The organism is Streptomyces sp. NPDC046909, from assembly GCF_040644695.1.
Classification (GTDB): domain Bacteria; phylum Actinomycetota; class Actinomycetes; order Streptomycetales; family Streptomycetaceae; genus Streptomyces.
The window spans coordinates 150,687-169,055 of sequence record NZ_JBEYXC010000009.1 but is presented as its reverse complement, the minus strand read 5'-3'; the positions used below and the strand labels follow the sequence as shown (position 1 = coordinate 169,055).

Here is an 18,369-nt window from a genome sequence, read left to right as displayed (position 1 = left end):
CAGTCGGGCAAGGGGCAGTCTTGATCAGATTCGACGTGGTGAGCAAGAGGTATCCGAACGGCACCACAGCCGTCGACGAGCTGTCCCTGGAGCTGGCCGAGGGCGGCATCACGGTCCTGGTCGGCCCCTCCGGCTGCGGCAAGACCACCACCCTGCGCATGATCAACCGCATGGTGGAGCCGACCTCCGGGACGGTCAGCCTGCGCGGCAAGGACATCCGGGAGGTCAACGCCCCCGAACTGCGCCGCGGCATCGGGTACGTGATCCAGCACGCGGGGCTCTTCCCGCACCGGACGATCCTCGACAACATAGCCACCGTCCCGCTGCTGCTCGGCTGGAGCAAGAAGAAGGCGCGGGCACGGGCGGCCGAGCTGCTCGAACTCGTGGGCCTGCCCGGCGAGTTCGCGGGGCGATACCCCAACCAGCTCTCCGGCGGACAGCAGCAACGCGTCGGTGTGGCGCGGGCGTTGGGCGCCGATCCGCCGGTGCTGCTCATGGACGAGCCGTTCAGCGCGGTCGACCCGATCGTGCGGGCCGAGCTCCAGGCGGAGTTCATCCGGCTCCAGAAGGAGCTGCACAAGACGATCGTCTTCGTCACCCACGACATCGACGAGGCGATCAAACTCGGCGACAAGATCGCGGTGTTCCGCACCGGCGGCAAGCTCGCCCAGTTCGACAGCCCCGAAAGGCTGCTCGCCCAGCCCGCCGACGACTTCGTCGCCGGGTTCGTGGGACACGACCGGGGCATCCGCCGGCTGTCCTTCGTCAAGGCGACCGAGGTGCCGCTGCGGGAGGGGACCGTGCTGTCCGCGGCCACTCCCGTGGCGAAGGCGAGGGCGGCCGGCGAGCCCTGGGTGCTGGTCGTCGACGACGAACGACGGCCGCTCGGCTGGGCCGCCGTCGCCGAACTCCCCTCCGGCGGCACCCTCGCGGACGCCCCGCTCAAGGAACTCGGCCACACCTTCCACCTCGTCACGGACTCGGCGCGCGCCGCCCTCGACGCGGCGCTCCTGTCACCCGCGCGGCTCGCGGTGGCCGTGGACGCGGAGGGCGCGGTCGCCGGGGTCGTGGACGCGCACGAGCTGAGCGGCGGGCTGAACGGGGCCGGGGCCGAGCACGAGCCGATCGGCGGGGTGAGCGATGAGTGACGGCGAGCCACTGGTCCGCTGGGACTGGATAGCCGACCACGCCGGTGAACTCGCCGACTACACCGGCGTACACCTCCGCCTCGGCCTGCTGCCCGTGCTGTTCGGGCTGATCATCTCCGTGCCGCTCGGTATCGCGTGCCATCGCTGGCGGTGGCTGTACCCGCCAGTGCTGACCGTGGCCAACATCCTGTACTCGATACCGTCGTTGGCCCTGTTCATGATCTTCGTGCGGTACACGGGGCTCACCGAGCAGACCGTGCTGATCCCGCTGACGCTCTACACCCTCTCCGTCCTGGTCCCCAACGTGGTCGACGGGCTGGCCTCGGTTCCCGAACCGGTCCGGCTCGCCGCCACCGCGATGGGCTTCGGCTCGGTGCGCCGGGTCGTGCAGGTCGACCTGCCGATCGCCGTCCCCGTCGTCATCGCCGGGGTGCGCGTCGCCGCCGTGTCGTCCATCAGCCTTGTCGCCGTGGGGCAGTTGATCGGCCAGGGAGGGCTCGGCTACTACATCATCCGCGGCCTCCAGCTCGACTTCCCGACCCCGATCGTCACCGCGATCGTCCTGATCATGCTGCTCGCGCTCGTCACCGACGCCCTGCTGGTGCTGGCGCAGCGGCTGCTCACCCCCTGGTCCAGGAGCAAGGCATGAACGACTTCCTGAACCAGACCGAGCTCGTCTGGCACTGGCTGACCGACTCCCGGCAGTGGCACGGCGACGAGGGCATCCCCGCCCGGCTCCTCGAACACCTCACCTACAGCGGTCTGTCGCTGCTGTTCGCCGCGCTCATCGGGCTGTCCTTCGGACTGCTCGTCGGGCACACCGGGCGCGGCGCGTTCGCCGTGGCGAGCGTGGCCAACCTCGCGCGGGCCGTCCCGACCTTCGGCCTCGTCGTGCTGGTCGTCACCCTCGCCGGGCTCAGCACGGCACCCGTACTGGTCGCGCTGGTGGCGCTCGCGGTCCCGCCGATCCTCATCAACACGTTCGAGGGCGTACGGGGCGTGGACCCCGCGACCCGGGACGCGGCCCACGGGGTCGGCATGACCGCGTGGCAGGTGCTCTTCCGGGTGGAGGTGCCGATGGCGCTGCCGCTCATCCTCCTGGGCCTCAGGGTCGCCGCGATCCAGGTCGTGGCCACCGCGACGGTCGCCGCGTACCCCGGGCTCGGGGGCCTCGGCCGCTTCATCGTCGACGGGCTCTCCCGCAACGACTACGAGCTCGTCATCGGCGGCTCCACGGTCGTCGTCGTCCTGGCGCTCGTCGTGCAGATCGTGTTCACCGCGCTGCGGCGCGCCATCGTCTCGCCGGGCCTGCGGGTCGCGGCGCCGAAGTCCTGAGTTCACCGGGCCATTCCGGCTCCTTTTTGTAAGGCATTGAGAAAGGAACCACCCATGCGAGGCATGTACAGAGCCGCCGCGTTCGCGCTCATCGGCACCCTCTCCCTCACCGCCTGCGGCGGCAGCGACAGCGACGACAACCCGCTGGACGCCGGCAGCGCCGACAGCGACAGCAAGGCGATCGTCGTCGGCTCCGCCAACTTCCCCGAGAACCAGCTGCTCGCCGAGATCTACTCGCAGGCCCTGGAGGCCAAGGGCCTCAAGGTCACCCGCAAGTTCGACATCGGTGCCCGCGAGGTCTACTACGACCAGGTCGTCAAGGGCGGCATCGGCGTCTTCCCCGAGTACAACGGCGCCCTGCTCGCGGTCGCGGTCGACAAGACCAGCACCGCCACCAGCACCGAGGACATCAACGCCGAACTGAAGGCGAAGCTGCCGAAGTCGGTGGAGATCCTCGACTCCGCCGCGGCGCAGGACAAGGACTCGGTGACGGTCACCGCCGAGAAGGCCGCCAAGTACAACCTCAAGACCCTCGCCGACCTCAAGTCGGTCGCCAAGGACTGGACGATCGGCGCCGGTTCGGAGTTCAAGACCCGCACCCAGGGCGGAGTCGGCCTCAAGACCGTCTACGGCGTGGAGTTCGGCAAGTTCCAGCCGCTGGACGCGGGCGCGCAGAGCACCCTGCTCAAGCTGCTCAAGGACGACAAGGTCCAGGCCGCGAACATCTACACCACCGACCCCGCGATCGTCGAGGACAAGCTCGTCGTCCTGGAGGATCCGAAGAACCTGTTCTCCTCGCAGAACGTCACGCCCCTGGTCTACAAGGACGCGGTGAACGACACGGCCAAGGCGGCCCTCAACGGGGTCTCGGCCAAGCTCACCACCGAGGACCTGCTGGAGCTGATGAAGAAGCTCGTCAACGACAAGGAGGACGCGAGCGACGTCGCCAAGGAGTGGCTGACCTCGGCCGGGCTGGTGAGTTGACCGGCCCCTCCCGCCCGGACACACCGGCACCGTCGGCCCTCGCACGGCTCCAGCAGCTCTTCGAGGGCCGACGGCTCACCCCGACCCAGCGCCGTATCGCACAGTGCCTGGTCCGGCAGGCGGCGGCCGTGCCCTTCCTGTCGAGCGTGGAACTGGCCCAGCTGGCCGGGGTGAGCCAGCCGTCGGTGACCCGCTTCGCGAGCGCGCTGGGCTTCGACGGCTATCCGGCGCTGCGCCGGCACATCCGGGACCTGGCACCGGCCGCGACCGACGGGAACGGCCGCGCACCGAACCCCTACCAGCGGGCGATCCGCGCGGAGATCGAGAACCTCCGCCAACTGGATTCCCTGCTCGCGGACCCCACCCCGGTGGCCCGAGCGGGCCGCCTCCTCGCCGCCTCCCGCCCCCTGCCGGTCCTCGGCCTGCGCGCCTCCGCCGCCCAGGCCCGGGGGTTCGCCTACTTCAGCGCCAAGGTCCACCCCGACGTACGCCTCCTCGACCAGGGCGGCTCCCTCCTCGCCGACCGCATCGACGCCGCCCGCCACGCCGGGGCCACCGCCCTCCTCTGCTTCGCCCTGCCACGCCACCCGCGCGAACTCCTCGACACCCTCGCCCACGCCAGGGCCACCGGCCTCACCGTCATCACGATCGCCGACGGCACCTTCGCCCCGGTTGCCGCCCACAGCGACCTCCTCCTCCCGGCGGCCGTGGGCACGGGCCTGGTCTTCGACACCGCGAGCGCGCCGATGCTGCTCGGCCAGGTCCTCCTGGACGCCATGTGCGACGAACTTCCGGACGCCCAGGCGCACTTGGAGACCTTCGACGCGCGGGCGGCGGCAAGGGGGCTGTTCGTGGACTGAGCGGTCCTTGATCCGGGCGCGTACCCCTGGTCGTCGCAGGGCTACCCGGCGGCCGGTTCGTAGTCGCTGATCGCGTAACGGGCCTCGTCGTCGACGGCGTTCTCCTCCCAGTTCAGGAAGATCCGCGTCGGATGCCCGTCCGCCGCGTACTCCGCCTCCGCCGTGTCCGCGTCCTCGCCCCGGGCCTGCTCCAGCTGATCCAACAGGGCCCCGAGCGTGGGCACTTGATCAGGCAGCTGCCGTACGACCCGACGCGCGCTGTCGTCGAGACCGACCGCCTTCGCCACCTCGCCGTCCCGGACCGTGATCCGGAAGGTGCCGATGAGGGCCCGTTCGCCCTCGGTCGAGGTCAGGGTGTACGTGTACGCGGCGGGTTCCTCCCACTCGGGCGCGCTCGGGGCCGCCTCGTCCCCGCACGCGGCAAGGCTCCCGGCGAGCACGGCTGCGGTGAGGAGTGTGCGTACGGCGGTCATGGCGGCCCCTTCCCGGACGGTCACTGCTACGACGCCGGGCGGGCGCGCGACGTTCGGTCGCCTGGGCCGGGCCTCACTGTGAGATGCGGGCCTCGATGCCGTCGAGGAGGAAGTCCAGGCCGATCCGGAAGGTCTCGTCGGCGTCCAGGTGGACGGCGTCGTGGACCACGGTGGACAGCGCGGGGAACCGGCCGGTGGCGAAGGCACGCAGCAGATACGGGCCGAGTTCGGCCTGCCAGCGCTTCTCGTCCATCCCGGTGGCCCGTTCGGCACGCCGCTCGGCGATCTCCCGGCGCACCGCCCCGATCACGTACGCGTTGACCGCGCCGACCATCGGCATGACGACGTCCACGTCGACCTCGCCCAGCGCGGCCACCACGGTCTCGCCGGTGGCCAGCGCGTGCGGCCCGAGCTGGGGCCGGCCGCCCAGCAGATCGGCGAGCCACTCGTGCTCGTGAGCGGCGTCCCGGGTCGCTTCGGCGAGCGAGCGGAGCACCTCCCGCCACCCGTCCCCGACCGGCCGGATCTCGCCGTACGCGGCATCGACCATGAGGTCGAGAAGTTCGTCCTTGCTGTCGATGTAGCCGTACAGCCGCATCGGCCCGACGCCCAGTGCGCCGGCGACCTTGCGCAGCGACACCGCCTCCAGGCCGTCGACGTCGGCCAGCGCGATCGCCGCCCGGACGATCCGCTCCCGGCTCAGCGCGGCCGGTACCGGTCGCTCCGGCGGCTCGGGCCTCTCCCACACCAACATGCCGCTCACATTACAGAGCATGGGGCGATACAGTGTATCGGCCAATACGCTGTATCGAGGAGACGGTCATGACCATCGCCATAGTCGGAGCCGGCCTGGGAGGCCTGGCCCTGGCCCGAGTCCTGCATCTGAACGGCATCGACGCCGTCGTCCACGAACGTGAGGCGTCACGTGACGCACGCGGTCAGGGCGGCACGCTCGACATCCACGCCGGGACCGGGCAGCGGGCGCTGCGCGAGGCCGGTCTGATCGACCGCTTCCATGAGCTCGCCCGGGGTGAGGGCCAGGACATGCGGCTGCTCGAACCGGACGGCACCCTGCTGCTCCAGGAGGACACCCCCGACGACGCCCCGCTGGAACGCCCCGAGATCGACCGCGCCGACCTGCGCGGTCTCCTCCTGGACTCCCTCCCCGACGGCATGGTGCGCTGGGGGCACGCCGTGGAGTCCGCCGGCGACGGCCTGCTGCACTTCACCGACGGCACCAGGACGACGTACGACCTGCTGGTCGGCGCCGACGGCGCTCGCTCCCGGATCCGCCCGCTGCTGACCGACGCCCGGCCGACGCACACCGGCCACAACATCGTGCAGCTGCGGATCCCCGACATCGACCGCACCCACCCCGACCTCGCGGCGATGGTCGGGCGCGGCACGTACTGGGTGCTCGGCGACGGGCGGTCCCTGGCGGCGCAGCGCAACAGTGACGGCTGCGTACGTGTCGGCCTCGGCTTCTACAACAGCCCCGAGGACTGGTTCGAGACCAGCGGGATCCCCTTCGACGCCCCGGCCGCCGTCCGGGTGCGGCTGATCGAGCTGTTCGCCGACTGGGACCCACGGTTCACCGCCCTGATCGCGGCCTGCGACGACACCGTCCTGCGGTGGGCGATCGGCACCCTCCCGATCGGGCTGACCTGGCCGTCGAGGCCGGACGTCACCCTGCTCGGCGACGCCGCGCACCTGATGCCGCCCATGGGGGAGGGCGCCAACATGGCGCTGCTCGACGGCGTCCTGCTCGGCCTCGCGCTGGCCGCGCACCCGGACGACTTCCCCGCCGCCGTCGAGGAGTACGAACGCGAGATGTTCGAACGCGCCGGCGCCGCCGGTCGGCTGTGCACGCGGGTCCAGGAACTCCTGTCGAAGCCCGACGCCGGCCGGAGGATGCTCGCGTTCTTCCAGCCGGCGTGACGGCGAGGACGGGATCGCCTGATCGCGCTTGGGCGGAGGGGGACGATCGTTCCGTGCGGAGGCGATCTCGCCCGGACGCGAAAGATGAGGTTGACTCGGGGCTCCGGTCCGGAACCCTCACAGGAGCCCTTCGTGACGTATGACATCGCCGCCCTCCGCTCCCAGTTCCCCGCCCTGGGCGCCGGGACGGCGCACTTCGACGGCCCCGGCGGCACTCAGACACCGCAGGCCGTGATCGACGCGATAGCGGACGCGCTGGCGCACCCGCTGTCGAACCGGGGCAGCGTGACGCTGGGGGAGCGCAACGCGGAGACCCTCGTCGTCGAGGCCCGCCGGGCCATGGCCGACCTGCTGGGCGCCGACCCGCGCGGGATCGTCTTCGGGCGCAGCGCCACCCAGCTCACCTACGACTTCTCCCGCACCCTCGCCGACACCTGGTCACCCGGCGACGAGGTCGTCGTGACGCGCCTCGACCACGACGCCAACATCCGCCCCTGGGTCCAGGCCGCCGCGCGGGCCGGTGCCACCGTCCGCTGGGCCGAATTCGACCCGAAGACCGGCGAGTTGACCCCGGACGACATCCGCGCCGTGCTGTCCGACCGCACCCGCCTGGTCGCCGTCACCGCCGCCTCCAACCTCATCGGCACCCGGCCCGCGATCGCCGAGATCTCCCGCCTGGTGCACGAGGCGGGAGCGCTGCTGTACGTCGACGGCGTCCACTACACCGCCCACACGCTGGTCGATGTGGAGCGGCTCGGCGCGGACTTCTTCGTCTGCTCCCCGTACAAGTTCCACGGCCCGCACCACGGAGTCCTCGCCGCCGCCCCGGAACTCCTGGAGACCCTGCACCCCGACAAGCTGCTGCCCTCCACCAACGTCGTGCCGGAACGTTTCGAACTGGGCACCCTGCCCTATGAGTTCCTCGCGGGCACCCGGGCCGCGGTCGACTTCCTCGCCGGACTCGACCCGACCGCCACGGGCACCCGGCGCGAGCGCCTCGTCGCGTCCTTCGAGGCACTCGAAGCCCACGAGCACACTCTGCGCACCCAGCTGGACAAGGGTCTGGCCGCACTCCCCGGCATCACGATCCACTCCCGGGCGACCGACCGCACCCCCACCCTGCTGCTGACCTTCGAGCAGCACTCCACGGCCGACGCCTACGCCTTCCTCGCGGAACGCAACATCCAGGCGCCCGCAGGCTCCTTCTACGCCATCGAGGTCTCCCGCCATCTGGGCCTCGGCGACACCGGCGGCCTCCGCATCGGGCTCGCCCCCTACAACGACACGGAGGACGTGGACCGGCTTCTGACGGGACTGGCGGAGTTCCTAACCAAGTAATTCACCGACCAGCGCGGCGACTTGCTCCACCTCGATGAGGAAGCCGTCGTGTCCGTACGGTGACTCGATCACCCGTAGCCGGTCCGCCGAGGCGATTCCGGCCGCCAACTCCGCCTGCTGGGCGGGCGGATAGAGGCGGTCGGAGTCGACCCCGGCGACGAGAGTCCTGGCGGTCACCCGGCGCAGCGCGCCCCGCACCCCGCCCCGGCCGCGTCCGACGTCGTGGCTGTTCATCGCCTCGGCCAGCGTGACGTAACTGCCCGCGTCGAAGCGGCGCACCAACTTCGCCGCGTGATGGTCGAGATAGGACTCGACCTGGTACCGGCCGCCGAACCACGGGTCCTCCGCGCCCTGCGGCGAGCGGCCGAAGCGGACCTGGAGCTCCGGCTCGCTGCGGTAGGTGACATGGGCGAGCCGCCGGGCGAGCCCGAGTCCGGCGTGCGGGCCGCGGCCCGTGTCGTAGTAGTCGCCGCCGCACCAGTGCGGGTCGGAGCGGATGGCGTGCAGCTGGATGTTGGCCAGGGCGATCTGCTCGGCGCTCGCGGCGGCTGTGGTGGCGAGCAGCAGGAGTGCGGCGGTGCGCTCGGGATACGACACGGCCCATTCCAGCGCGCGCATCCCGCCCATCGAGCCGCCGATCGCCAGCGCCCAGCGGCCGATACCGAGCGCGTCCGCCAACTCGGCCTCCGCCGCCACCTGGTCACGCTGCGTCAGAAACGGAAAGCCGCTGCCCCAGGCCCGCCCGGACGGTCCTGACGACGACGGTCCCGTACTGCCCTGGCAGCCGCCGAGTACATTCGGCGCGACCACGAACCAACGGTCCGTGTCGAGCGCCCGCCCCGGCCCGATCAGCCCGTCCCACCATCCCGGCGTGGGGTGCCCGGGCTCGGCGGGGCCCACGACATGGCTGTCGCCGGTGAGGGCGTGCAGCACGAGCACGGCGTTGGAGGCGTCCGGCGCGAGCCGCCCCCAGGTCTCGAACGCCAGCCGCGCGCCGGGGAGTTCACCGCCCGCCTCCAACGGCAGCGGCTTCTCCCGCACATGCCACTGCCGGCGCCCGGGCGGGTCCCCCTCCCGCCAGCCCCCGGAGGCCGGCGGGAGAGGAACCTCGGACGGCGTCAGTACGGTGTTCAGGACGCGCCCTTGATCGAGTCACCGACCGTGCCCGCGCCCTTCGCCGCACGGAACCCGGCCTCCAGGTCCGCCTTGAGATCGGCGAGGTTCTCGATCCCCACCGACAGCCGCACCAGGCCCGGCGAGGTCCCGGTGGCCCCCAACTGCGCCTCGTCCAGCTGGGAGTGGGTGGTGGACGCCGGATGGATGATCAGGCTGCGCACGTCACCGATGTTGGCGAGATGGCTGAACAGCTCGACCGCGTCCACGAACCGCTTGCCCGCCTCGACGCCGTCCCGCAGCTCGAAGGCGAGGACGGCACCGGCCCCGCGCGGCAGATACTTCCGCCCCGCCTCGTGCCAGCGGTTGGACTCCAGTCCCGGGTAATGGACGGCGGCCACCTCGTCGCGCTGCTCCAGCCACTCGGCCAGCGCCTGGGCGTTCGCGGAGTGCCGCTCGATGCGCAGGCTCAGCGTCTCCACGCCCTGGAGCAGCAGGAACGCTGAGTGCGGGGAGAGCGCGGGGCCGAGGTCGCGCAGCAACTGCACCCGCAGCTTGATGGCGAACGCGCCCGGGCCGAGCGCGGGCCAGTACTGGAGCCCGTGGTAGCTCGGGTCGGGCTCGGTGAAGTCCGGGAACCGCTCGGCATGCGCCCCGAAGTCGAAGGTGCCGCCGTCGACCACCACCCCCGCGATCGTCGTGCCGTGCCCGCCGAGGAACTTGGTCGCCGAGTGCACGACAATGTCCGCGCCGTGCTCAAGCGGCCGCAGCAGATAGGGAGTCGGGACCGTGTTGTCCACGATCAGCGGCACACCCGCCTCGTGCGCCACGTCCGCGACGGCCCGGATGTCGAGGACGTTGCCGCGCGGATTGCCCAGCGTCTCCGCGAACAGCGCCTTGGTGTTCGGCCGGACCGCCGCCCGCCACGCCTCGAAGTCGTCCGGGTCGTCCACGAAGGACACCTCGATACCGAGCTTCGGCAGCGTGTGCCGGAACAGGTTGTACGTGCCGCCGTACAGCGACGTACTGGAAACGATGTGATCGCCCGAGCTCGCGAGCGTCAGGATCGCCAGAGTCTCCGCCGCCTGCCCGGAGGCCAGTGCCACGGCGGCGACTCCGCCCTCCAGTGCGGCGATCCGCTGCTCGAAGACGTCCTGGGTGGGGTTGTGGATCCGGGTGTAGATGTTGCCGGGCTCGGCGAGCGAGAACAGGTCGGCGGCGTGCTGGGTGTCCCGGAACACGAACGACGACGTCTGGTAGATCGGCGTCGCCCGCGCCCCGGTCGTGGGGTCGGGGGCGGCACCGGCGTGGATCTGCTTGGTCTCGAAGGACCAGGCGGAGGTGTTTTCGGGCTGGCTCATGGGAGTGCTCCCTTGTGCGGAGGGGAAGAAGGGCGTGCCGCAGGGCGGGGGCGCGCCCGGAACAGGGCAGCGCTCAGTACCGTGCGGAGAAGAAGCCGAAGAAGGCCAAGAAGATGCAGGTCAGAAGCCGGAGCGAGGGATCAGCGCTCGACGGAACAGCCCGTGGTGGTGACACGCACGTAATCGACGTGGCGGCGGGTCACGAGCACGGTCATGGGCTCAGATAAGCACAGGAGGGCCGCCCGACACCAGCATCCCTGGTTCGTCTCACGAGGCAAGACGCATGGTGGACGCACCTTCCTCCGTGTGCTTTGATCCCGGCCATGGAGACCACTGGCACGGCACACACGGTGCTGCTCGACCCGTTCTGGGTGAGCCGCCGCGCCGACCAGTTCGACCAGGTCTGTTGCTGAACGGTCTGTTGCTGAACGCCGGTCATCGGCCCGCGACGCCTGCTTCCTCTCCCACCGCGCTTCTCCGCATCCTCGCCATCGGCAACTCCGCCTCCCGGTAGGCCGGTTCGTTCGCTGCTGCCGCTAAGGAACACCCATGGCCCAGCCCACAGCCCTGCCCGTCATCGACATCTCCCGCTTCCGCGCCCCCGGCACCGACCGCGCCGCCTTCCTCGCCGAACTCCGGGACGCCGCCCACGAAGTGGGGTTCTTCTACGTCACCGGGCATGGCGTCCCGGCGTCCCTCCAGGCCGAGATCCTGGGCGCGGCCCAGGACTTCTTCGCGCTGCCCGAGGAGCGGCGGCTGGAGATCGAGAACCTCAACTCGCCCCAGTTCCGCGGCTACACGCGCACCGGTACCGAGTACACGGCGGGCAGCGCCGACTGGCGCGAGCAGATCGACATCGGTCCCGAGCGGGAGGCCGTCGACGTCGGCCCGGACGACCCCGACTACCTGCGGCTCGTCGGCCCCAACCAATGGCCCTCCGCACTCCCGGAGTTGAGGGACATCGTGCTGCGCTGGCAGGGCGAGGCACTGCGGGTGAGCCGTGAGGTCCTCCGTGCGCTTGCGGCCGCGCTCGGCCAGGACGAGGGCTACTTCGACCAGTGGTTCGATGAGGAGGCGGCCGTCCATGTGAAGGTCGTCCACTACCCGCCGCGGGCCGCCCGCGACGCCGACCAGGGCGTGGGCGCGCACAAGGACTACGGCTATCTCGCCCTGTTGCAGCAGGACCAGGTCGGCGGACTCCAGGTGCGGCGCGAGGACGGCGAGTGGATCGACGCCTCGCCCGTACCCGGCGCGTTCGTGTTCAACATCGGCGAGATGCTGGAGATCGCCACCCAGGGCTATCTCAAGGCCACCCACCACCGCGTGGTCAGCCCGCAGCCCGGCGTCCACCGCTACTCGATCCCCTTCTTCCTCGGCCCGCGCCTGGACGCCGTCGTCAAGCCGCTCCAACTCCCGCCGGAACTGGCGGCATTGAGCCGCGGAGTCACCGACGACCCGGACAACCCGCTGCTGGCCGCCTTCGGGGAGAACGCCGTCGTCGGCTGGCTCCGCTCCCATCCACGGGTCGCCGAACGCTGGTGGTCGGACGTACTGGAGAAGCGGGAGAACCGATGAGCAACTGGGCCTTCGAGACACAGCAGGTGCACGCCGGCGCCGTGCCCGACCCCACCACCGGGGCGCGTGCCGTGCCGATCCACCAGACGACGAGCTATGTCTACCGGGACACCGCGCACGCCGCCGCGGCCTTCGAGCTCTCCGACCTCACCACCCACGCCTACACCCGGCTGTCGAACCCGACCACCGCCGTGGCCGAGGAACGCATCGCCGCCCTGGAGGGCGGGTCCGCGGCCGTCGCCGTGGCCAGCGGCCAGGCCGCGACCACCCTCGCGCTGCTCAACCTGGCCCGCGCCGGCGACCACATCGTGGCCTCGTCCTCGCTGTACGGCGGCACCCGCACCCTCCTTGAGCACACGTTCGCCGACTTCGGCGTCGAGGTCACCTTCGTCGACGACCCGGACAGCCTCGCCGCCTGGTACACCGCCGTACGCCCCACCACCAAGGCGTTCTTCGGCGAGACCATCGGCAACCCGCGCGGCAACGTCCTCGACATCGAGGCGGTCGCCCGGATCGCCCACGAGGTCGGGGTGCCGCTCGTCGTCGACAACACGGTGCTCACGCCGTATCTGCTGCGGCCCCTGGAGCACGGCGCCGACATCGTCGTGCACTCCACCACCAAGTTCCTGTCCGGCCACGGCACCGGCATCGGCGGGGCCGTCGTCGACAGCGGGCACTTCGACTTCGGCGCCGACCCCGACCGCTGGCCGGGACTGACCCGTCCCGACCCGACGTACAACGGGCTGTCCTTCTGGGACTCCTTCTCCGACCTCGGCCTCGCCTACGCGCTGCGGCTGCGCACCCGGCTGGTCCGGGATCTGGGACCCGCCGTCTCACCCTTCAACAGCTTCCTGCTCCTCCAGGGCCTGGAGACGCTGAGCCTGCGCATCGAACGGCACGTGTCCAACGCCCAGTTGATCGCCGAGTGGCTGGAACAGCAGCCGCAGGTGGCGAAGGTGCACTACGCGGGACTGCCGTCCAGCCCCTGGCACGCCCCGGCCAAGCACTATCTGCCGCGCGGCACCGGAGCGGTCCTCGCCTTCGAGCTCGCGGACGGTCTGGAGGCGGGCCGGCGGTTCGTCGAAGGGGTCCGGCTGTTCAGCCATCTCGCCAACATCGGCGACGTCCGCAGCCTCGTCATCCACCCCGCCTCCACCACCCACTCCCAGCTGGACCCCCAGCAGCAGCTCGCCGCCGGGGTGACACCCGGCCTGGTCCGGCTCTCGGTCGGCATCGAAGGCGCCGAGGACCTCATCGCCGACCTCGAAACCGGACTCCGCGCGGCAGCCACCGCCGTATGACCCACGACCCACGCACCCGAGAGGCACGATCCGCCATGCGCCGCAGCACCCCCCTCCGGCTCGCCGCCACCGCAGTACTCGCCGGACTGGCCGCGACCGCGTGCGGCACCGGCTCCGCCGACGACCCCGCGAACGCCGGGCAGACCAGCCAGGCCGCCGAGCCCGCGGACATCGACACCGGCGCCACCGTCGACGTACGCCTCGTCCTGGAGCCGACCAGCCTCGACATCGCGTCCACGGCGGGCGCGGCGCTCGACCAGGTCCTCCTCGACAACATCTACGAGGGCCTGCTGACCCGCGACGAGGACAACAGGATCCAGCCGAGCCTCGCCACCAAGTACGAGACGTCCTCCGACGGCCTCACTTACACCTTCCACCTCGCCGACGACGCCACCTTCCACGACGGCACCAAGGTGACGGCCGCCGACGCCGTGTGGTCGATCCAGCAGGTCACCGCGAAGGGTTCGAAGAACCCCGACGCGGCCGCGCTCGCCTCTGTGGCGAGTGCCACCGCATCCGATGACCACACCGTCGTCATTAAGCTCAAGCACCGCGACACAGGCTTCACTTGGGGCCTGACCGGACGGGCCGGGGTCGTCTTCAAGAAGGGCACCGACTTCTCGGCGCTCGCCGGGAAGGAGAACGGCACCGGCCCGTTCAAGCTGTCCGGCTGGAAGCGCGGCTCCTCCATCACCTTCGTCCGCAACGACGACTACTGGGGCAAGAAGGCCAAGGTCGCCAAGGTCGTCCTCCACTACATCAAGGACGACAACGCCGCCCACAACGCGCAGCGGACTGGCCAGACGGACGTCGAGACGGCCGTGGACGCGACCCTGCTCCAGCCGTTCGCCGACAAGAGCGCGTACACCGTGCTGCGCGGCGACACCACCGACAAGTTCACCCTCGCCCTCAACAACGCCTCCGGCCCCACCAAGGACGTCCGCGTCCGCCGCGCGATCCGCCAGGCCATCGACAAGGCGGGCCTCATCAAGACCCTCGGCGGCGCAGCCGTCCAGGTCGGCGGCCCGATCCCGGCCACCGATCCGGGCTACGAGGACCTCACCTCGGTCGACGCATACGACCCCGACAGCGCCAAGAAGCTGCTGAAGCAGGCCGGTTACGGCGACGGGCTCAAGCTCACCGTCCAGATCCCCAACATCTACCCGACCGAGATCGGCGACTACCTCGTCTCGCAGCTCAAGCAGGTCGGCGTCCAACTCACCGTCCGCCAGGTCGAGTTCCAGAGCTGGCTCGACTCCGTCTACACGAAGCACGACTACCAGCTCAGCCTCGTCGACCACGCCGAGGCCCGCGACCTCTACAACTTCGCCAACCCCGCCTACTACTTCGGCTACGACAACGCCGACGTCCAGAAGTGGTACGCCGCCGCCCAGACCGCCGCGAACGACTCCGAGCGAGACGCGCTGCTCAAGAAGGCCGCCCGCAAGGTCTCCGAAGACGCCGCCGCCGACTGGCTGTTCGTCAACAAGACCCTCACCGTCGTCCGCAGCGGCGTCACCGGGGTGCCGATCAACTTCACCAGCAACCGCTACGACCTCGCGAACCTCGCCGTGGCGAAGAAGTGAGCCCGGCATGACCCTCTATCTGCTGCGCCGGGCCGGGCTCCTCGCGGTGTCCCTGCTCGCCGCCAGCGTGCTGATCTTCCTGGTGCTGCGGCTCCTGCCCGGAGACATCGCCCAGACGATCGGCGGCATCAAGGCCACCCCCGCCCAGGTCGCGGCCGTCCGCCACGACCTGGGCCTGGACCGGCCGCTGCCCGCCCAGTACGGCGACTGGATCGGCGGCGCCGTGACCGGCGACTTCGGACGCTCGGTCCTCGACGGTACGTCGGTGTCGGGACAGCTCGCCGAGAAGCTCGCGGTGACCGGGCCCCTGGCGGCGGGCGCGGTCCTGCTGGCGCTGGCCTTCGCCGTACCGCTGGGCGTCTTCGCCGCCGTACGCCGGAACTCCCGGCTCGGCGGTGCGGTCAACGCCTTCGGACAGCTCGGCATCGCCCTGCCGACACTCTGGGTCGGGCTGCTCCTGGTCGTGGTGTTCGCCGTGCAGTTGCGGTGGCTGCCCGCGCAGGGCTTCCCCGTCGACGGCTGGGCCGAGCCCGGTCAGGCGCTGCGCAGTCTCGTCCTGCCGTGGATCACCCTGGCCCTCGCCGAGGGTGCGGTGCTGCTCAGATTCGTACGGTCCGCCGTCCTTGACGTCCTCCACCAGGACTGGCTGCGCACCGCCCGCGCCAAGGGCCACACCCGCACCGGCGCCCTGATCCGGCACGGGCTGCGCAACGCCGCCGTACCGGTGGTGTCGGTGCTCGGGCTCCAGATCGCCGCGCTGGTCGCGGGCGCGGTCGTCGTCGAGCAGGTGTTCGTGCTGCCGGGCGTCGGCCAGATGCTCATCGCGGACGTCGGCAACCGGGACCTGGACAAAGTGCAGGGCGAGATCCTGCTGCTCACGGGCGCGGTGCTGGTGATCGGGTTCCTCGTGGACCTCGCACACCGGCTGATCGACCCGAGGCTGCGGAGCGCCGCATGAACCGGGCCCTCGTCAAGAGCCGCAGCGGCTTCGCCGGCCTGCTTCTCGTCGGCCTCCTCGTGCTGTCAGCCCTCGTCTCGCTCGCCTGGACACCGTACGACCCCACCTTCGCGAACCCTCGGGACAGCTGGCTCCTGCCGTTCTCCGGCGGTCACCTCCTCGGCACCGACCGTCTGGGCCGCGACGAGCTCAGCATGCTGCTGACCGGGGCCCGTTCCACCCTGACGACCGCCCTGCTCGCGGCGGCCGTCGCGGCCGTGGTCGGACTGGCGCTCACCTTCGCGGCGGTCCTCGTGCCGCGCTGGATCGGTGCCCTCGTCGTCCAGTTCACGGACGTGCTGATCGCGTTCCCCGTCCTGCTCATCGCCATGATCCTCACGGCGGTGTACGGCGGCTCGACCTGGACCGTCGTCCTCGCGATCGGCATCGGAGCGGGCGTCAACCTCGCCCGGGTCGCGCGTGCCGAGGCCGGGCGGGTCCTGAACACCGACTACGTCCTCGCCGCCCACGCGGCGGGCTCGGGCACCTGGCGCACGGTCCGCAAGCACCTTCTGCCGAACATCGCGCCCACGCTCATCGTGCAGCTCTCGCTCGTCCTGTCGGTGGCGGTGCTCGCCGAGGCCGCCCTGTCCTTCCTCGGGTTCGGCGCCCCGGCGCCCACCGTCTCCTGGGGCCGCATGCTGCACGAACAGCAGGCATACATCGCCGCGCGCCCGCTCCTCGTCATCTGGCCGGGCATCGCCGTCGCCGCCTCCGTGCTCGGCTTCAACCTCCTCGGCGACGGGCTGCGCGAGGCCGCCGACGCCCGGCTGCGGGTCCGGGAGGCGGCATGAGCCTGTTGACGATCACCGACCTGAGCGTGCGGATCGGCGGCACGACGGTCGTCGACGAGGTGAGCCTGTCCGTGGCCCCCGGTGAACGGCTCGCGCTCATCGGCGAGTCCGGCTCGGGGAAGTCCCTCACCGCCCTCGCCGTCATGGGCCTGCTCCCGGAGGGCGCCGAGGCCACCGGCAGCATCCGCCTCGGCGGACAGGAACTGCTCGGCCTCGGTGACCGCGAGCTGTCCCGGCTGCGCGGCGAGCGCATGGCCATGGTGTTCCAGGAGCCGATGAGCGCCCTCAACCCCCTGATGCGGATCGGGAAACAGCTCGCCGAGCCCCTGCGACTGCACCGCGGCCTGGGCCGCCGCCAGGCCGCGACCGCCGCCGTCGACCTCGCCGCACAGGTCGGTCTCCCCGACCCCGGACCTCTCGTCCGCTCCTGGCCCCACCAGCTCTCCGGCGGCCAACGCCAGCGCGTAGGCCTCGCCATGGCCCTCGCCACCCGCCCCGCCCTGCTCATCGCCGACGAACCCACCACGGCCCTCGACGTCACCGTCCAGGCGGACATGCTCGGGCTCCTCGACGACCTGGTCCAACAGCACGGCACCGCCCTGCTGTTCATCAGTCACGACCTCGCCGTCGTCGCCCGACTGTGCTCACGCGCCGCCGTGTTGAAGGACGGGCGGCTCGTCGAGGAGGGGTCCACCGGCACCCTCGTACGAGCGCCCCGACACCCCTACACACAACAGCTCGTGGCGGCCGCACGCGCCACCGGCACCGAGGAGGTCACCCGATGACCGTCCTGCTCCGGGCGACCGGCCTCCACCGGAGCTTCCGGCTGCCCCGCACCTCGCTCCTCGCCCCGGCCGCCCACCGCCACGCCGTTCAGGACGTCTCCCTCGCACTGACGGAGGGTCAGAGCCTGGGCGTGGTGGGGGAGTCGGGCTCGGGGAAGTCGACGCTCGCCCGGCTCCTGCTCGCCCTCGACCGGCCTGACTCCGGAACCGTGCACTACCGGGACCGGGAGATACGGCCGGGCCGGGGCCTGAACTGGTTCCGGCGCGAGGTCCAGGTCGTCTTCCAGGACCCCATGGGCTCCCTCGACCCGCGCGCCACCGTCCGCGACATCGTCGCCGAACCGCTCGAGTGCCTGCGGATACCCGGCGACCACGACGACCGGGTGGACGAACTGCTGCGCGCCGTCGGCCTGGATCCCGGCGCGCGCGGCCGGTACCCGCACGAGTTCTCCGGCGGTCAGCGCCAACGCATCGCCATCGCACGGGCGTTGGCGCCCAGCCCGAAAGTCCTCGTCGGCGACGAACCGCTCAGCGCCCTCGACGTCTCGGTGCGCGCCCAGATCCTCGACCTCCTCGACGACCTCGCCGAGGAGTACGGCCTGACGCTGCTGTTCGTCTCCCACGACATCGGTGTCGTCCGCCGGCTGTGTACCGACGTGCTGGTGATGAAGGACGGCCACGCCGTCGAACAGGGCCCCGCCGCCTCCGTGCTCGGGGATCCGCAACACCCCTACACACGCCGCCTGCTGGCCGCCGTACCCCGGCTGCCCGTATGACCGGG

At 71.2% G+C, this 18,369-nt stretch carries 18 protein-coding genes; 14 read left to right on the top strand and 4 right to left on the bottom strand.

Going from position 1 to position 18,369, the window contains the following annotated elements; all coding sequences use genetic code 11:
- Positions 1-20: 20 nt before the first annotated feature.
- The 5 genes from ABZ928_RS28980 to ABZ928_RS28960 all read left to right on the top strand — a co-directional run bounded on the left by ABZ928_RS28980 (position 21) and on the right by ABZ928_RS28960 (position 4,327).
- Positions 21-1,148: an ABC transporter ATP-binding protein gene (locus ABZ928_RS28980; protein ID WP_361525068.1), complete on the top strand. Its 1,128-nt coding sequence runs from the start codon at positions 21-23 to the stop codon at positions 1,146-1,148.
- Positions 1,141-1,797: an ABC transporter permease gene (locus ABZ928_RS28975; protein WP_361525066.1), complete on the top strand. Its 657-nt coding sequence runs from the start codon at positions 1,141-1,143 to the stop codon at positions 1,795-1,797. Before ABZ928_RS28980 ends, ABZ928_RS28975 begins: the two co-directional genes overlap by 8 nt.
- The gene (locus ABZ928_RS28970) at positions 1,794-2,483 is read left to right on the top strand and encodes an ABC transporter permease (RefSeq protein ID WP_361525063.1); all 690 of its coding nucleotides are present in this window, start codon (positions 1,794-1,796) and stop codon (positions 2,481-2,483) included. The genes ABZ928_RS28975 and ABZ928_RS28970 overlap by 4 nt, the downstream gene beginning before the upstream one ends.
- Before the next feature lie 63 nt (positions 2,484-2,546).
- A complete protein-coding gene (locus ABZ928_RS28965) occupies positions 2,547-3,467 on the top strand; it encodes an ABC transporter substrate-binding protein (RefSeq protein WP_361525845.1) in 921 nt (306 codons plus the stop codon).
- Entirely contained in the window at positions 3,464-4,327 is an 864-nt protein-coding gene (locus tag ABZ928_RS28960) for a MurR/RpiR family transcriptional regulator (RefSeq protein ID WP_361525060.1), read from the top strand. The genes ABZ928_RS28965 and ABZ928_RS28960 overlap by 4 nt, the downstream gene beginning before the upstream one ends.
- Positions 4,328-4,368: 41 nt before the next feature.
- On the opposite strand, the gene ABZ928_RS28955 is transcribed toward ABZ928_RS28960, so the two are convergent.
- Together ABZ928_RS28955 and ABZ928_RS28950 are read right to left on the bottom strand one after the other, a co-directional pair.
- Positions 4,369-4,800 (bottom strand): DUF6174 domain-containing protein, encoded by a 432-nt coding sequence (locus ABZ928_RS28955; protein ID WP_361525057.1) that lies wholly within the window; start codon positions 4,798-4,800, stop codon positions 4,369-4,371.
- Positions 4,801-4,873: 73 nt separating this feature from the next.
- Complete coding sequence (locus ABZ928_RS28950; RefSeq protein ID WP_361525842.1) at positions 4,874-5,554, bottom strand: TetR/AcrR family transcriptional regulator C-terminal domain-containing protein; 681 nt, start codon at positions 5,552-5,554, stop codon at positions 4,874-4,876.
- A gap of 68 nt (positions 5,555-5,622) precedes the next feature.
- On the opposite strand from ABZ928_RS28950, the gene ABZ928_RS28945 reads away from it, so the two are divergent.
- A complete protein-coding gene (locus ABZ928_RS28945) occupies positions 5,623-6,738 on the top strand; it encodes an FAD-dependent monooxygenase (RefSeq protein ID WP_361525054.1) in 1,116 nt (371 codons plus the stop codon).
- Positions 6,739-6,870: 132 nt separating this feature from the next.
- Positions 6,871-8,076: a cysteine desulfurase-like protein gene (locus tag ABZ928_RS28940; protein WP_361525051.1), complete on the top strand. Its 1,206-nt coding sequence runs from the start codon at positions 6,871-6,873 to the stop codon at positions 8,074-8,076.
- Here the strand turns inward: ABZ928_RS28940 and ABZ928_RS28935 are convergent.
- Both ABZ928_RS28935 and ABZ928_RS28930 read right to left on the bottom strand, forming a co-directional pair.
- Positions 8,065-9,210 (bottom strand): homoserine O-acetyltransferase, encoded by a 1,146-nt coding sequence (locus ABZ928_RS28935; protein WP_361525839.1) that lies wholly within the window; start codon positions 9,208-9,210, stop codon positions 8,065-8,067. The genes ABZ928_RS28940 and ABZ928_RS28935 overlap by 12 nt on opposite strands.
- On the bottom strand, positions 9,207-10,550 hold the full coding sequence (locus ABZ928_RS28930; protein ID WP_361525049.1) for a bifunctional o-acetylhomoserine/o-acetylserine sulfhydrylase: 1,344 nt from the start codon (positions 10,548-10,550) through the stop codon (positions 9,207-9,209). The genes ABZ928_RS28935 and ABZ928_RS28930 overlap by 4 nt, the downstream gene beginning before the upstream one ends.
- 549 nt (positions 10,551-11,099) lie before the next feature.
- Here ABZ928_RS28930 and ABZ928_RS28925 point away from each other — a divergent pair.
- Genes ABZ928_RS28925 through ABZ928_RS28895 form a run of 7 tightly spaced genes read left to right on the top strand, consistent with a single transcriptional unit; the run spans position 11,100 to position 18,364 of the window.
- Positions 11,100-12,125: a 2-oxoglutarate and iron-dependent oxygenase domain-containing protein gene (locus tag ABZ928_RS28925; RefSeq protein WP_361525047.1), complete on the top strand. Its 1,026-nt coding sequence runs from the start codon at positions 11,100-11,102 to the stop codon at positions 12,123-12,125.
- Positions 12,122-13,426 (top strand): bifunctional o-acetylhomoserine/o-acetylserine sulfhydrylase, encoded by a 1,305-nt coding sequence (locus ABZ928_RS28920; RefSeq protein ID WP_361525044.1) that lies wholly within the window; start codon positions 12,122-12,124, stop codon positions 13,424-13,426. The genes ABZ928_RS28925 and ABZ928_RS28920 overlap by 4 nt, the downstream gene beginning before the upstream one ends.
- A 35-nt stretch (positions 13,427-13,461) precedes the next feature.
- Complete coding sequence (locus ABZ928_RS28915; RefSeq protein WP_361525041.1) at positions 13,462-15,012, top strand: ABC transporter substrate-binding protein; 1,551 nt, start codon at positions 13,462-13,464, stop codon at positions 15,010-15,012.
- Between the two features lie 7 nt (positions 15,013-15,019).
- Positions 15,020-15,970 (top strand): ABC transporter permease, encoded by a 951-nt coding sequence (locus ABZ928_RS28910; protein WP_361525038.1) that lies wholly within the window; start codon positions 15,020-15,022, stop codon positions 15,968-15,970.
- Positions 15,967-16,803, top strand: coding sequence for an ABC transporter permease (locus tag ABZ928_RS28905; RefSeq protein ID WP_361525035.1), 837 nt, complete (start codon positions 15,967-15,969; stop codon positions 16,801-16,803). Before ABZ928_RS28910 ends, ABZ928_RS28905 begins: the two co-directional genes overlap by 4 nt.
- Entirely contained in the window at positions 16,800-17,588 is a 789-nt protein-coding gene (locus ABZ928_RS28900) for an ABC transporter ATP-binding protein (protein WP_361525032.1), read from the top strand. Before ABZ928_RS28905 ends, ABZ928_RS28900 begins: the two co-directional genes overlap by 4 nt.
- Positions 17,585-18,364: an ATP-binding cassette domain-containing protein gene (locus ABZ928_RS28895; RefSeq protein WP_361525029.1), complete on the top strand. Its 780-nt coding sequence runs from the start codon at positions 17,585-17,587 to the stop codon at positions 18,362-18,364. The genes ABZ928_RS28900 and ABZ928_RS28895 overlap by 4 nt, the downstream gene beginning before the upstream one ends.
- The last annotated feature ends 5 nt before the right edge of the window (positions 18,365-18,369 follow it).

Bases quoted from the DNA above. Each gene is read 5' to 3' on its own strand.
- ABZ928_RS28930 (WP_361525049.1), bottom strand. From the start codon at position 10,550: ATGAGCCAGCCCGAAAACACCTCCGCCTGGTCCTTCGAGACCAAGCAG.
- ABZ928_RS28900 (WP_361525032.1), top strand. From the start codon at position 16,800: ATGAGCCTGTTGACGATCACCGACCTGAGCGTGCGGATCGGCGGCACG.
- ABZ928_RS28975 (WP_361525066.1), top strand. From the start codon at position 1,141: ATGAGTGACGGCGAGCCACTGGTCCGCTGGGACTGGATAGCCGACCAC.
- ABZ928_RS28965 (WP_361525845.1), top strand. From the start codon at position 2,547: ATGTACAGAGCCGCCGCGTTCGCGCTCATCGGCACCCTCTCCCTCACC.
- ABZ928_RS28920 (WP_361525044.1), top strand. From the start codon at position 12,122: ATGAGCAACTGGGCCTTCGAGACACAGCAGGTGCACGCCGGCGCCGTG.
- ABZ928_RS28970 (WP_361525063.1), top strand. From the start codon at position 1,794: ATGAACGACTTCCTGAACCAGACCGAGCTCGTCTGGCACTGGCTGACC.
- ABZ928_RS28905 (WP_361525035.1), top strand. From the start codon at position 15,967: ATGAACCGGGCCCTCGTCAAGAGCCGCAGCGGCTTCGCCGGCCTGCTT.
- ABZ928_RS28925 (WP_361525047.1), top strand. From the start codon at position 11,100: ATGGCCCAGCCCACAGCCCTGCCCGTCATCGACATCTCCCGCTTCCGC.
- ABZ928_RS28895 (WP_361525029.1), top strand. From the start codon at position 17,585: ATGACCGTCCTGCTCCGGGCGACCGGCCTCCACCGGAGCTTCCGGCTG.
- ABZ928_RS28945 (WP_361525054.1), top strand. From the start codon at position 5,623: ATGACCATCGCCATAGTCGGAGCCGGCCTGGGAGGCCTGGCCCTGGCC.
- ABZ928_RS28910 (WP_361525038.1), top strand. From the start codon at position 15,020: ATGACCCTCTATCTGCTGCGCCGGGCCGGGCTCCTCGCGGTGTCCCTG.
- ABZ928_RS28955 (WP_361525057.1), bottom strand. From the start codon at position 4,800: ATGACCGCCGTACGCACACTCCTCACCGCAGCCGTGCTCGCCGGGAGC.
- ABZ928_RS28950 (WP_361525842.1), bottom strand. From the start codon at position 5,554: ATGTTGGTGTGGGAGAGGCCCGAGCCGCCGGAGCGACCGGTACCGGCC.
- ABZ928_RS28915 (WP_361525041.1), top strand. From the start codon at position 13,462: ATGCGCCGCAGCACCCCCCTCCGGCTCGCCGCCACCGCAGTACTCGCC.